Genomic DNA, 12,568 nt, shown 5'->3' on the forward strand with positions numbered 1-12,568 from the left:
GTGGGAGCGCCCCCGCCCGCCGCTGTGACAGGAGCCCGCCCCGCCCGCCGCTGTGACAGGAGCCCGCCCCGCCCGACCGCCGTGACGGGAGCACGCCGCCTCCCGCCGTGGTGGGAGCGCCCCCCGCCCGCCGCCGTGACAGGAGCACCGCGTATGCACTCCGCCCAGACCGACCCGTCCCGTCGTGCCCTCCTGGCCGCCGTGGGGGTGCTGCCGCTGGCCGCCTGCGGTACGGACGACCGGCCGGTCGCCGAGGCGAGCAGGAGCCGAACGCCCTCCACCACGCCGTCGGGCAGGCCGCCGGTCCACCGTCCCCGGCTGGCGGACCTGGAGCGCGCGTACGGCGCCCGCGTCGGCGTCTACGCCCTCGCGACCGGCACCGGTGCCACCGTCGTGCACCGGGCAGGTGAGCGCTTCGCGTTCTGCTCGACGTTCAAGGCGCTGGCCGCGGCGGCCGTCCTGCACCACCGCACCCTGAGCGGCCTGGACCGGCGCGTCACCTACACCGAGGCCGACCTGCGTTCCACGGCGCCGGTCACCGGCAGGCACGTGAAGGGCGGGATGACCCTGCGCGAGCTGTGCGACGCCGCGGTCCGCCACAGCGACGGCACGGCCGGCAACCTCCTGATGCGGGACATCGGCGGCCCGGCGAAGCTCACCGCCTACCTGCGCCGGCTCGGCGACACCGTCAGCCGCATGGACCACTACGAACCCGAACTGCACGACGTGCCGCCGGACGACCCCGCCGACACCACCACCCCGCAGGCGATCGCCACCGACTTCCGCGCCCTGCTCCTGGGCACCGCCCTGCCCGCCCGCGAACGCCGGCTCCTCATGGACTGGCTCTCGCGCAACGCCACCGGGGTCGGCGCCCGCCGCATCCGGGCCGGGCTCCCGCGCGACTGGAAGGTGGCCGACAAGACCGGCACGGGCCGCTACGGCCGGGCCAACGACATCGCGGTCGTCCACCCGCCGCGCACCGCGCCGCTCGTCCTGGCCGTCATGACCGACCGGCCCGGACCCGAAACGGAGCCCTCGGACGCCCTGATCGCCGAGGCGACCCGGCGGACCGTGGCCGCCCTGGGGCTCCCGGGGCGGCCGTCGCCGTCTATAACGGGGTCATGATCTATCACGTCGTACCGCACACCGTCTGGACCACCGCCACCGGCCGGACGTACGCGCCGGCCTCCCTCGCCGAGGAGGGTTTCGTGCACTGCTCCCCGGACGAGGCGACCACGCTGGCCGTCGTCAACGCCTTCTACCGGGACGCGCCCGGGCCCCTGCTGGTGCTCGCCCTCGACGAGGCGCGGCTCACCGCCCGGGTCGAGTGGGAGGCGGCGGCCCCCGCACCGCCGCCCGGCGTCTCCGGTGACGTCCTGTTCCCGCACGTCTTCGGCCCCCTCGACCGGGACGCCGTCGACCACGTCCTTCAGGTGCGGTTCGACGAGGAGGGCAGGGCCGCCGAGCTGCGTGCGACAGGATGACGAGGTGATCGAACAGAAGTCTTCCCCCCATGACCCTCCGCCCGGCCTGCGCCCCGTCCGGGGAACGGCCCGCTGCGCCGTCGTGGCCCTCGCCCTCGCCGGAGCCGCCTGGCTGGTCCGGGCGGTGTGGCACATCCGGCTCGCCGTCGCGGGCGAGCCGGCGTCCGGCCCGCCCGACCAGGGCGGCGGGGTGCACCGTCCGCTGAACTCCCTGGAGGACTCCTACCATCTGGTCTCCTCCGCGGGCGCCGGCGTCACGGCCGTCTGCGCGATCGCGTTCCTGTTCTGGCTGGACCGGGTGCGCGACAACGCCAAGGCTCTCTCCGGCGCGAACCCCCGCTACGGCTACGGCTGGCTGTGGTTCGGCTGGGTCGTGCCCGTGGTGAACCTGTGGATACCCCGGGGCGTCGTCGCGGACGTCCACCGCACGGTCTTCCCCGAGCGGCGGCTGCCCGCCGTCGTGAACTGGTGGTGGGGCCTGTGGCTGGCCGGCCTGGCAGGCGGCGTCGGGATCATCTACGCCGACGACACGGACGAGGTCATCGCCCGTGCCTACCACGGTGTTCTGCCCCTGCTCGCCGCCGATCTGGTGATCGTGGCCGCGGCCGGGGCAGCGGCCCTCATGGTCCACACGCTCACGACGGCGCAGCGGGAGCACATCGCCGGCAAGGGCTACTGAGCGGCCCGCAGCGGCCGGAACACCGACACGGCGAAGGAGGCCGTCACCGACACGGGCGCCTGCAACCGGCCGATACGGTCGTCCCGTTGCGCGGCGGTGAGGTGATGCGCCGTCGGACTCATGCCCACCAGGCCGGTGACGTCCCCGGGGGTGAGACGCATGGCGTACTCCAGTGGCTCGGTGCGATCGAGCCGGAAGCGGGTGTCCAGGGACCGGCGCAGGCGCTCCTCCTTCCTCGGGTCGACCGCCAGCAGCCCGACCGGCTCATGCAGTTCGCGCAGGTGCCGTCCGGTGGGTGTGACGACGAGCAGCGCCCCGTCCGGGCCGAGGACGCGGTGGAACTCGGGCCCGTTGCGGGGTGCGAAGACGTTGAGCACGAGATCGGCGCTGCCCGTGCGCACCGGCCACGGCCGCCACACGTCCCAGCAGGCGGCCTCGGCACGGGCGTGCGCGCGGGCCGCCGCGCGCAGGGCGGGAACGGAGCTGTCCAGCCCCACACCCAGCGCCCGGGGCAGGACGTCGAGGACCTCGGCGAGGTAGTGGCCGGTGCCCGCCCCGGCGTCCAGCACGACGCCGTCGGGCGGGGCCAGTTCCGCGGCGAGGCGTGCGAGGGTGCGGGCGAGCCGGCCGTAGTGCCCGGCGCCCAGGAACGCGGCGCGGCTGCGGACCATGCCGGGGGAGTCGGCGCTCGGGGCCCGCCGGTGGCCGGTCAGCAGGCTGACGTATCCGTGGCGGGCGATGTCGAAGGTGTGCCGGCTCGCGCACCGCAGGGCACCGGCGGTGTGTTCGAGGGCGGCCGGGCACAGCGGGCAGGTCAGGACGGACAGAAGACGATCGGAAGGCAAGGGATGCTCCTCGTTACGCGGTGGCCGCGGCGGGGCGGCGCGTCGCGTGCGGGCGGCGAACGGTGAGGCGTCGGCGCGCGCCGGCCGGCCACCGTGAACCGGCGGCAGGGGGGCGGGCACGCCGAGGACGGCGACGTGACCGACTCACGTCGCCGTCCTCACCGCGGCGTCAGAGGAAGCAGTGCGGCAGAGCGTTGTATGCAAGTGCCATACGGCCAGGCTACCAAGGCTTTCGGACGTCATGACGAGTCGCCGTGCGCGCTCGTCCACCCTGCCGCCGCCCCCCTGAACTTCGGCGGCTATCGTCCGCTCGTGAGCGAACTGTCGGCTGTGTACCTGCCGGAGGCGACTCCCGGACGGCTGCTGGGATCGTGGCAGTTGGACGTGCCCGCCCTGCTGCTCGTCGGCGTGCTGGGCGGGCTCTATGGCTGGGGTGTCGTCCGGGTGCGCGGGCGGGGCGGAGCCTGGCCGCCCGCGCGGCTCGCCGCGTTCGTGCTGCTCGGCCTGGGCGCGATCGTCGTGGCCACGATGTCCGGCCTGGCCGTCTACGACCGTGAACTGTTCTGGCCGGCCGCCGTGCAGAACGTCGGACTCGACCTGCTCGCGCCGCTGGGTCTCGCCCTGGGCGACCCGCTGCGGCTCGCGGTGGAGGCGCTGCCGGAGCGCGGTGCGGCGCGGCTGCGGCGGGTGCTGACCGGCAGACTGGTCGGGCTGCTGACGTTCCCCCTCGTCAGCACGGCGCTGGTGCCGGCCACCGAACTGACCCTCTACTTCACGCCGTACTTCGCCACGGCGCTGCGCGTGGGCTGGCTGCACGAGCTGATGTACCTCCATCTGCTGGCGGCCGGCTGCCTGTTCGTCCTGCCGGTGCTGTCCCGCGAGCAGGCCCTGCCCGCCTGGTGCACCCACCCGGTCCGGGCGGCCCTGGTCTTCCTGGACGGGGTCGTCGACGCGCTCCCGGGACTGGTGATCATGACGCACGGCACCCTGATCGCGGGCGCCTGGTACCTGCACCACGCGCCGCCCTGGTCCCCCGACGTCCTCCACGACCAGCAGCTCGGCGGCGGCGCCATGCTGGGCATCGCCGAACTGGTCGCGGTCCCCTTCCTGCTGGCGGTCCTCGTCCGGTGGGTGCGTGACGAGCGCGCCCGGACGGCCGTACTGGACCGGCGTCTCGACGGCGAACTCGGGTCCGTGGCCACCCCGGAGGGGTCCGCCGAACTGGTCCGGCCCTGGTGGGAGACCGAAGCGGGCGAGGTGGCGGAGCGGATGCGGCGGCAGCGGCCGGGGGACTGACCCGGGCCCGGCCGGTGCCGGTCAGCGGGTCTCCGGCGCCCTCTCCCGGTCCGTGGCCGGCCGGGCCGCCGACGGGACGGGGCGGACCGACGTGGGGGTGGCCGACGGGGCGCGGGACGGCTCCCTCGGGTCGGTCGCCTCCTCGGGGGTGGGCGTGCCGGGCCTGGCCGTGCGGGGGGCGTCCGTGCCCGGGGGCGAGGGCCGGGAGCGGGAGGCGGACGGGGACGGCACGGGGGTGGGAGGTGCCGAGTCGGTGGCCGGCGCCGGCCTCGTGGTGGGCGGGGCCATCGGGATCGTCGGGGTCGGGGGGTGCTCGGACGCGGTGTGGCGCAGGGGGAGAGCGATGAGGGCCGCGGCGACGCAGCACAGGCCCGCCCCGGCCGCGCCGCGCAGCAGGCGGCGACGGGCCGCACGGCGGCGGATCGCCTGGTACTGGCCGGCGGGAGCACCCAGGTAGTCGGAGGAGGAGGGGCGCAGGATCACGGCGAGCGGGTCGTCGGGGGCGTGCTCCGGGTCGCCCGGGTCGCCGTCAAGACGAGTGGTCAAGGCTTCTCCTCAGGTGGACGCGGAGCAGTTCCCGGGCCGCGTGCAGATCGGCCTTGACGGTGCCTTCCTTGCGCCCGGTCAGCGCGGACACCTCCCGGATCGGCATGTCAGCGTAGTAGTGGAGGAGGATCGGGACGCGCAGTCGTTCCGGCAGCGACTGCACGAGCAGCCGCACGGACGGGTCGCTCTGCTCGTCGGGCGGGCGTACGGCGGCCTCCGAGGTGACGCGGTGCAGGGCCCGGCGCTCGCGCTCCATTTTGCGCCAGTGGTCCCGGACCAGGTTGGCCGCGGTGACGTAGAGGAACCCGCGCGGTTCCGCGACGGACGTCCAGCGGGCCCAGAGCCGGGTGAACGCCTCCGAGGCGATCTCGTGGGCCGTTCCGTCGTCGTCGACGAGCCGGCGGCACCAGCCGGCGAGGCGCGGGTAGAGAGCGGCGAACAGCTCGGAAGCCGCCTTCTCTCGGGACCGTTTCAACGCTCTCCAGGGGTGGGGGTGTCCGCGCCGCTCAGCGCCGCGAACACGATCACGTTGTCCGCGTAGCCGTCCCCGGTGCGTGCCCCGCCGCACGTGATCAGCCGCAGCTCGGGGCGGTCCACGTTCCCGTAGACGTCGTCCGCCGGGAAGTCGGTTTTCGGGACGGTCCGCACGGCCGTGACGGCGAACTCCGCCGTCGTGCCGTTCTCAAGGCGCGCCCCGATCCGGTCGCCCCGGTGCAGCCGGGCGAGGTGACGGAAGACGCCGTCACCGTACGGGCCGACCGTGACATGGCCGAGGAGCACCGACGGGCCGGTCTCGCCGGGGGTGGGCGAGTGCCGGTACCAGCCCGCGCGGTCGTGGTCCGTCACCGGCGGCACCCGCACCGTGCCGTCGGCCGCCAGCCCCAGCCGGATGACCGGGGTGTCGACGCCGATGGCCGGGATCAGGAGCCGGACGGGGACCGAACGGGCCAGGGGGCGTGCGCCGTCGACCGGCACCGGCCCGGCGGTGGTGCCCGGCCGGCGCGCGGTGCTGTCGTGACCGGCGGTGTCGGGGCCGGTGGCTTCGGGGCCGGTGGTTCCGTGGCCGCCGCACGCCGTCAGCAGGGACGCCAGAGCCCCGGCCGTGAACACGCGCCTGGAGAACGGGCTCACGCCCCGGTCGCCCGGCGGCGGCGTACGACGAGGACGGTGCCGCCGCCCAGGGCCAGCACCGCGGCGGCGCCCGCGCCGATCGCCGTGCCGCCCGTCCCCGCGTCCCGGGACGCCGTCACACCGGTGTCGGGCGCGCCGCTCGGCCGGACGGAGACCTGGCCGTCGTCGTGCGCCCGGGTCGGCTCGTCCTCGGCCGGCGCCGGGGTCGGCTCGTCCTCGGCCGGCGCCCGGGTCGGTTCGGGCGCCCGGGTCGGTTCGGCGCTCTCCGCGGGCCCGGCGGTGGGTGAGGCGGCCGACGGGACCGGGCTCGGGGTCGTCGCCCCGTCCGCGAACGCGGGCCCCGTGCCCAGCAGTACGGCGGTGCCCGCGAGGGCCAGGGCGCTGAGGACAGTTCGGCGCATGGAATCGCACTCCTTCGTCGTCCGCCCGACGGTCGGCGGGCTGGGTGACAGATCGTGCGGAGAGACGAGGCGGCGGCGGACCGGGTTGTAAAGAGATGGCAAAGTCGTCGCGGTGGCTCCGGAATACCCGGCTGCGCCCGGGAGTCGGGGCCGCTAGCATCCGACGCGATGACCACTCACTCCATGAACAGATTGGGGGACCCGTCCGCGCAAGGTGAGTGCTGATGCTCACCGACCTCGCGAACGGGAACGTCCCGCTTTCCTTCTGGCCGCGCGTGCGCGAGTTCGCCGTGCCGCCCTCCATGATCGAGACCGCGACGGCGCGCCGCCGTGCCGGTGACTGGGCCGGTGCCTGCGCCGCCGCGAACGTCGACGTCGACCTCCGGCCCCGTCTCCTCGCGCGACGCCACGGCAGTGAGTTCGCCGCCCTGCTCCGCGCAGACCTCCGCCACCTCGCTCCCGACCTGCTGCGCTGGCACATGCCTCGGGTAGCTCCCGACGGGCTGCTGCGGCCGGGCCTGACCCTGACCCTCGCCCGGTACGGCACGGGCACGGAAGCGCTGCATCTCGTGGCGCGGACGCCGCCCGCCTGGGCGGACGCCGGGCAGCGGATCAGCCTCGCCCTGTGGGACGCCTCCCGCAGGCACGAGAGAGACCGGCGGCATCCGCACCCCCGGCCCAGCCGGCGCTTCCGGCTCGACCTGCACCGTCATCTGTGGGACGCGCGCCGGACCGGTGAACTGCGGGAGCGGGCCGGCGACGGCGGTCCGCTCCCGGAAACCGCCGGGCCGCCGCCTGCCGGGCCGTTGCCCGACGGTAAGCGGTGTGCCGTGGACCGGTGGGCGGCCGAGGCGGCGATCCTGCTGCGGGCCGAGGGCCGGTCCGGCGGCAGGGTCGGCGTACGGCTCGGGGCACGGCACCGCGTCGTCCTCGACGTCTCCGACGGCGGCGAGCGGACCGCCCTGTCGTACGCACGCGCCCCCGACCCCTCGCTGCCCGTGCTGCCCGACGCGGCGACCTGGGTGCTGCCCGACCTCGACCTGCTGCGGGCCGGGGCGATCGACCCCGGGTGCCTGCACCCGCTGGTCGCCTCGGCGTTGGGCGCGCAGCGGTCCGGCACCCGGCCGGTGCCGGAGCGGGCGGGTGATCCACGGGTGGTGGAATGCCGCGGCGCCCGGCACCGGATCGGGCTGGTCGACGGTGTCCTGGCCGCCCTCGACCACGACCCGGCCGAGGTCCGGCGGGAGGAACTGCTCGCCGCGTTCGGCGGACCCCCGCTGCCCTGTCTGCGGGCCGTCGACGACGCACACCGCAGGCCCGAGTGCCTTCCCGGCGTCCGCGAACGCCTCCACCACGGCGACACCGCCGGGGCGCTCGCCGCGGTCGAGAGCCTGCTCGGCCCGGAGGCGGTGCTGCGCGACGGGCCGCTGCGGGACGTGCTGGAGACGGCCGCGCGGCGGCGCATCGCCCACGGGCTGTTCCGGGCGGGACTGGAGGGTCCCTCGCCCGGCAGCCTGCGCCCCTGGGACCGCCGCCGCTCCCGCGACGACGGCCCGCACCCACGCCACATGTGACGCACCCCGCTCCGACCCGACCTGACCCGACCGGGGTCGACCGCCCTGCCCACGACTGCTCTTCGCTCCACCGAGACGGCCCACCACCGGCAACTGGTGATCACACATGCGCACTCACACCTCGTCCCTGTCCGACACCGCCGACCAGCTCGACGTGGCCGGCGACCTGCTGGCCCTGCTGCGGGACACCACGACCGAACCGCGCCCCGACAGCCAACTGGAGGCCCTCACCCTGGCCGTGGCCGCCGACCTGCCCGTGCTGCTGTGGGGCGAACCGGGCATCGGCAAGACCGCGGCCCTGAACCAGCTCGCCACGGCCCTGGACCTGCCGCTGACCACGGTGATCGCCAGCGTGCACGAGCCGTCCGACTTCTCGGGGCTGCCGATCGTCGGCGACGACCCGGCCGAGCAGGGCGTGCCGCTGGCCCCGCCGGACTGGGCCGTACGGCTGGTGCGGGCCGGGCGGGGGCTGCTGTTCCTCGACGAGTTGTCCACCGCGCCGCCCGCCGTGCAGGCCGCCCTGCTCCGGCTCGTGCTGGAGCGGCGGATCGGCGCGCTGCGGCTGCCGCCGGGCGTACGGATCGTGGCCGCCGCCAACCCGCGCTCCTCGGCCGCCGACGGCTGGGAACTGAGCCCGCCGCTCGCCAACCGCTTCGTCCACCTGCAGTGGACGCACGACACCGACGTCGTCGTCCGCGGCCTGGGCGGGATCTGGCCGCGGGCGACCCTGCCCCGGCTCGACCCGGAGAAGCTGCCGGAGGCCGTGGAGTTCGCCCGCCGTGCGGTGTGCGGGCTGCTGGCCGCCCGTCCCGCCCTCGCGCACCGGCTGCCCAGCGGCGAGACGCGCCGGGGCGGGCCCTGGCCGTCCCCGCGCAGCTGGGAGATGACGCTGCATCTGATCGCCTTCGCGACCGCGGCCGGCTCCTCACGTGACGTCCTCTCACTCCTGGTCAGGGGCACGGTCGGGGACGGGCCCGGCCTCGAACTCCTGGCGAGCCTGGACCGGATGGACCTCCCGGACCCCGAGGCGCTGCTGGCCGACCCGGCCGGTGCGGTGCTGCCCGAGCGCGGGGATCTGCGGCAGGCCGCGCTGGACGGGGTCGTGGCGGCGGTACGCAACCGCCCGGAGCGGCCCCGCTGGGACGCCGCCTGGACGCTCCTGGTCAAGGCCCTGGAAACCGGCCCGCCGGACGTGCTGGTCGTCCCCGCGACCACCCTCGCGTCCCTGCGCCGCGACGACTGGGACGTCCCGGCGTCGATCGAGCGTCTGGCCGGAGTGGTGACCCTGTCCCGCAGGGCGGACCGCACGACGGCCGCGGTCGCGGCCGCGGCGAAGGCGGGGCGATGAAGACGACGACGAACGGCGGTGGGCACGGCTCGGGCGAGGGCGGGCCGCTGACGACGCCCCCGGGCGGACCCGGACCCGGACCCGGTCGCGGCCAGGGCGGGCCGGTGGCGACGGCCGACGGCGGACCCGGTCGCGGCGACGGCGGGCCGGTGAGGGCGGGCGGACCCGGGACCGCCCGCGAGACCATCCCCGGGCCCGCGTCCGGAACTCTCGACCGGGACAAGCTGTTCACGGCCCGGCTGCACGCCGCCCGCGTCCGTCCCTACCTCGCGACCGCCCTCTTCGCCCTGCACGTCGTGGAGTCGCGGCGCGTGCCGACGATGGGCGTCGACCGGTACTGGCGGTGCTACGTGTCGCCGGGGTTCGTGGACCGTACGCCCGTCGAGGAACTGGCGGGCGTGTGGGTGCACGAGGTGTCGCACCTGCTGCGCGACCATCACGGGCGCAGCGACCGGGTCGCCAAGGAGCGGGGTCTGTACGGCCCGGGGGAGCGGCTGCGGATGAACATCGCCGCCGACTTCGAGATCAACGACGACGTCTACGGCGACGGCCTGACCCGCCCCGACGGCATCGTCGAACCGGGCGATCTCGGCCTGGCCGAGGGTGAGTTGATGGAGGAGTACCTGCGGCAGTTCACCGTGGGTCCGAGGATGCAGGACCTGGCCTGGCTGGACTGCGGCAGCGGCGCCGACGGCCTGGACCGGGAGTGGGAACTGGGCGCGGACGGTGCGCACGGCCTGAGCGAGCAGGAGCGCGACGCGGTCCGCTTCCGGGTCGCGCAGGGCATCACCGGCCGCCCCGGCAGGGCCCCGAAGAACTGGCGGCGCTGGGCCGAGGAGGCCTTCCACCCGCCCCAGCCGTGGCGGGAGCTGCTGGGCGCGGCGGTCCGCTCGGCCGCGTCCGGCCCCGGTGCGGGCGAGGACTACACCTACGGCCGCCCCGCCCGGCGTTCCACCGCCCTGCCCGGCACGGTCCTGCCGAGCCTGCGCCGCCGCCCGCCCCGCGTGTCGGTCGTCATCGACACCTCCGGCTCGGTCAGCGACGCCGAACTGGGCAGCGCGCTCCTGGAGGTCGCCGCGATCGCCCGGGCCGTGGGCGGCCGTCGCGACCTGGTCACGGTCGTGCCCTGCGACGCCTCGGCCGGGCTCGCCCGCCGCCTGTGCCGTGAGGAGGGCATCGCGCTCACGGGCGGCGGCGGCACGGACCTGCGGGCAGGCTTCACCCGCGCCCTGCGCACCCGCCCGTCCCCGGACGTCATCGTCGTCCTGACCGATGGCCAGACCCCCTGGCCGGACACCCGGCCCCCGTGCCGCACGGTGATCGGCCTCTTCCCGCGCCAGTACGAGAGCCACGCCTACGACGAGTCCAACCCCGAGTACGTCCCGGACTCACCCCCCGAATGGGCCCGGGTGGTGGACATCGGCTCCTGAAGGCCCTACGGCCGCTGCAGCAGGCCCCGTTCCATCGCCACCACCACCGCCCGCGTCCGGTCGTTGACGTCGAGTTTGGCGAACAGGCGGAGCAGGTGCGTCTTGACCGTGGCCTCGGCGATGACGAGGCGGCGGCCGATCTCGGCGTTGGTGAGGCCGTCCGCGACCGCGTTCAGGACGTCCGACTCGCGGGCCGTGAGCGGAACCTGGGCGGGCTGGCGCATCCGCGCGACCAGGCGTTCGGCGACCCGGGGCGCCAGCACCGTCTCCCCGCGGGCCGCCGCGTGGATCGAGTCGGCCAGTTGCTCACGGGTGGTGTCCTTCAGGAGGTAGCCGATCGCCCCGGCCTCCACCGCCCGCTCGATCTCGGCGTCCGTGTCGTACGTGGTGAGGATCAGGACCCTGGTGCGGGGGAAACGCGCCACGATCTCGGTGGTGGTGGCCACGCCGTCCAGGACGGGCATCCGCAGGTCGACCAGGGCGACATCGGGCTGGTGCCGTTCGACGAGTTCGAGGGCCGCCCGGCCGTCACCCGCCTCACCGACTATCTCGATGCCGGTCCCGGACGCGAGGAGGGCCACCACTCCGGCCCGCATGACGGTGTGGTCGTCCACGACGATGATGCGCAGCGGTCCGTCCGTCATGCCGCGCTCTCCAGTGGTATCAGCGCAAGCACCCGTGTCCCGTCCCCCACCGAACTCGTCACCGTCAGCCTCCCGCCCAGCTCCGCCATTCGTTTGCGCATGCCGTCGAGACCGAAGCCCGACGAGTCCTCCACCAGGAACCCGGCCCCGTCGTCGGTGATCTCGAGCTCCACCCCGTACGGCCGGCGGGTCAGGACCACCCCGACCGTGGAGGCGCGGGCGTGCTTGCGGACGTTGGCGAGGGACTCCTGGGTGCAGCGCAGCAGCGCGATCCTGGTCTGCTGGTCGCACTCCAGGTCCTCCAGCTCGGCCTCGACGGTGAGGCCGGTGTCCTCGGCGAAGCGGTCCAGGGTGCGGCGGAGGGTCTGGGCCACCGAGCCCGCCGCGGTCTGGTCCGGCCGCCGGCCCGAGCCGACCAGCTCCCGCGCCTCGGCGAGGTTCTCCCGGGCGGTGGACTCGATCGACCGCAACTGCCGGCCGCTGCGGGCCGGATCGGGGCCGAGCCCCGCCCGGGCCGCCTCGGCGAGCACGATGATCGAGGCGAAGCCCTGCGCGAGGGTGTCGTGGATGTCCCGCGCCATCCGCTCCCGCTCGTCCGCCGCGCCCTGGCGCTGGTGCGCCTCGGTCAACTCGGCCTGTGTCTGCTCCAGTTCCGCGAGCAGCCGGGCCCGTTCGGCGCTCTGCGCGACCACGGAGTGCGCCCACAGCCCGATCAGCGCCCCGACGGCGACGACGAGCAGCGTGGACACGAGCGTCTCGGTGAAGAACTCCACCGTCCACCCGTCGTCCCGCAGCACGCCCCCGGCCAGGGTCGCTGCCGCGGCGAGCCCCAGGAACACCATCGCGGCCCTCGGCGTCCGCCCGAACATCCAGTAGTGCGGAAGCGTCACCATGAACAGGGCCGCGTAGTTGCCGCGCAGATACGCCAGCCCGCCCAGCGCCACCACCAGCACCGACAGGTACCCGTGCGGCCGTACGACGGGGTTGGCCGGGAAGCGGTCGAGGGCCCCGTAGCACAGCACCACGGCACCGAGCAGGACCAGCGCCGCGCACTTGCTCCCGCCGGCCCGGTTCATGGCGACCAGCCCGACGGCCATCACGGCAAACAGCATCCAGCACACCGCGTTCCAGCGGCGCAGGGAGACGGCCCAGAGGGCGTCGGCGGTGGAACCGGCGAGAGCGGTCATACC

Annotated in this window: 14 protein-coding genes; 7 read left to right on the forward strand and 7 right to left on the reverse strand. The window is 75.3% G+C overall.

What is annotated here, in order from left to right; translation table 11 throughout:
* Window positions 1-153: 153 nt before the first annotated feature.
* The 3 genes from bla to AB0F04_RS22165 are packed head-to-tail and all read left to right on the forward strand — an operon-like array spanning window position 154 to window position 2,163.
* Window positions 154-1,125, forward strand: a complete 972-nt coding sequence (gene bla / locus AB0F04_RS22155) for a class A beta-lactamase (protein ID WP_362043736.1) — start codon at window positions 154-156, stop codon at window positions 1,123-1,125.
* Window positions 1,122-1,484, forward strand: a complete 363-nt coding sequence (locus AB0F04_RS22160; RefSeq protein WP_362043738.1) for a DUF952 domain-containing protein — start codon at window positions 1,122-1,124, stop codon at window positions 1,482-1,484. The genes bla and AB0F04_RS22160 overlap by 4 nt, the downstream gene beginning before the upstream one ends.
* A gap of 4 nt (window positions 1,485-1,488) precedes the next feature.
* A complete protein-coding gene (locus AB0F04_RS22165) occupies window positions 1,489-2,163 on the forward strand; it encodes a DUF4328 domain-containing protein (RefSeq protein ID WP_362043740.1) in 675 nt (224 codons plus the stop codon).
* Here the strand turns inward: AB0F04_RS22165 and AB0F04_RS22170 are convergent.
* A complete protein-coding gene (locus tag AB0F04_RS22170; RefSeq protein ID WP_362043742.1) occupies window positions 2,157-3,008 on the reverse strand; it encodes a putative RNA methyltransferase in 852 nt (283 codons plus the stop codon). The genes AB0F04_RS22165 and AB0F04_RS22170 overlap by 7 nt on opposite strands.
* Before the next feature lie 321 nt (window positions 3,009-3,329).
* Here AB0F04_RS22170 and AB0F04_RS22175 point away from each other — a divergent pair, with 321 nt between their 5' ends.
* Entirely contained in the window at window positions 3,330-4,304 is a 975-nt protein-coding gene (locus AB0F04_RS22175; RefSeq protein WP_362044271.1) for a cytochrome c oxidase assembly protein, read from the forward strand.
* Window positions 4,305-4,325: 21 nt separating this feature from the next.
* Here AB0F04_RS22175 and AB0F04_RS22180 read toward each other — a convergent pair whose 3' ends face one another.
* From AB0F04_RS22180 to AB0F04_RS22195, 4 genes are read right to left on the reverse strand one after another with little or no spacing between them, the layout of a single operon-like run.
* Window positions 4,326-4,850 (reverse strand): hypothetical protein, encoded by a 525-nt coding sequence (locus AB0F04_RS22180; RefSeq protein ID WP_362043744.1) that lies wholly within the window; start codon window positions 4,848-4,850, stop codon window positions 4,326-4,328.
* On the reverse strand, window positions 4,834-5,325 hold the full coding sequence (locus AB0F04_RS22185; protein WP_362043746.1) for an RNA polymerase sigma factor: 492 nt from the start codon (window positions 5,323-5,325) through the stop codon (window positions 4,834-4,836). Before AB0F04_RS22185 ends, AB0F04_RS22180 begins: the two co-directional genes overlap by 17 nt.
* The gene (locus tag AB0F04_RS22190; RefSeq protein ID WP_362043748.1) at window positions 5,322-5,981 is read right to left on the reverse strand and encodes a class F sortase; all 660 of its coding nucleotides are present in this window, start codon (window positions 5,979-5,981) and stop codon (window positions 5,322-5,324) included. The genes AB0F04_RS22185 and AB0F04_RS22190 overlap by 4 nt, the downstream gene beginning before the upstream one ends.
* On the reverse strand, window positions 5,978-6,382 hold the full coding sequence (locus tag AB0F04_RS22195; RefSeq protein WP_362043750.1) for a sortase-dependent protein: 405 nt from the start codon (window positions 6,380-6,382) through the stop codon (window positions 5,978-5,980). The genes AB0F04_RS22190 and AB0F04_RS22195 overlap by 4 nt, the downstream gene beginning before the upstream one ends.
* A 224-nt stretch (window positions 6,383-6,606) precedes the next feature.
* Between AB0F04_RS22195 and AB0F04_RS22200 the strand changes: the two genes are divergently transcribed.
* From AB0F04_RS22200 to AB0F04_RS22210, 3 genes are all read left to right on the forward strand, one after another.
* Window positions 6,607-7,956, forward strand: coding sequence for a hypothetical protein (locus AB0F04_RS22200; protein WP_362043752.1), 1,350 nt, complete (start codon window positions 6,607-6,609; stop codon window positions 7,954-7,956).
* 106 nt (window positions 7,957-8,062) lie between these two features.
* Window positions 8,063-9,304, forward strand: a complete 1,242-nt coding sequence (locus tag AB0F04_RS22205) for a MoxR family ATPase (protein WP_362043754.1) — start codon at window positions 8,063-8,065, stop codon at window positions 9,302-9,304.
* Window positions 9,301-10,734 (forward strand): VWA-like domain-containing protein, encoded by a 1,434-nt coding sequence (locus AB0F04_RS22210; protein ID WP_362043756.1) that lies wholly within the window; start codon window positions 9,301-9,303, stop codon window positions 10,732-10,734. Before AB0F04_RS22205 ends, AB0F04_RS22210 begins: the two co-directional genes overlap by 4 nt.
* Window positions 10,735-10,739: 5 nt before the next feature.
* Here AB0F04_RS22210 and AB0F04_RS22215 read toward each other — a convergent pair whose 3' ends face one another.
* Both AB0F04_RS22215 and AB0F04_RS22220 read right to left on the reverse strand, forming a co-directional pair.
* The gene (locus AB0F04_RS22215; RefSeq protein ID WP_362043757.1) at window positions 10,740-11,378 is read right to left on the reverse strand and encodes a response regulator transcription factor; all 639 of its coding nucleotides are present in this window, start codon (window positions 11,376-11,378) and stop codon (window positions 10,740-10,742) included.
* Window positions 11,375-12,565, reverse strand: coding sequence for a sensor histidine kinase (locus AB0F04_RS22220; protein WP_362043759.1), 1,191 nt, complete (start codon window positions 12,563-12,565; stop codon window positions 11,375-11,377). The genes AB0F04_RS22215 and AB0F04_RS22220 overlap by 4 nt, the downstream gene beginning before the upstream one ends.
* Window positions 12,566-12,568 lie beyond the last annotated feature (3 nt).

Origin of the sequence: Streptomyces sp. NPDC029041, assembly GCF_040637515.1 — a bacterium.
GTDB lineage: Bacteria > Actinomycetota > Actinomycetes > Streptomycetales > Streptomycetaceae > Streptomyces.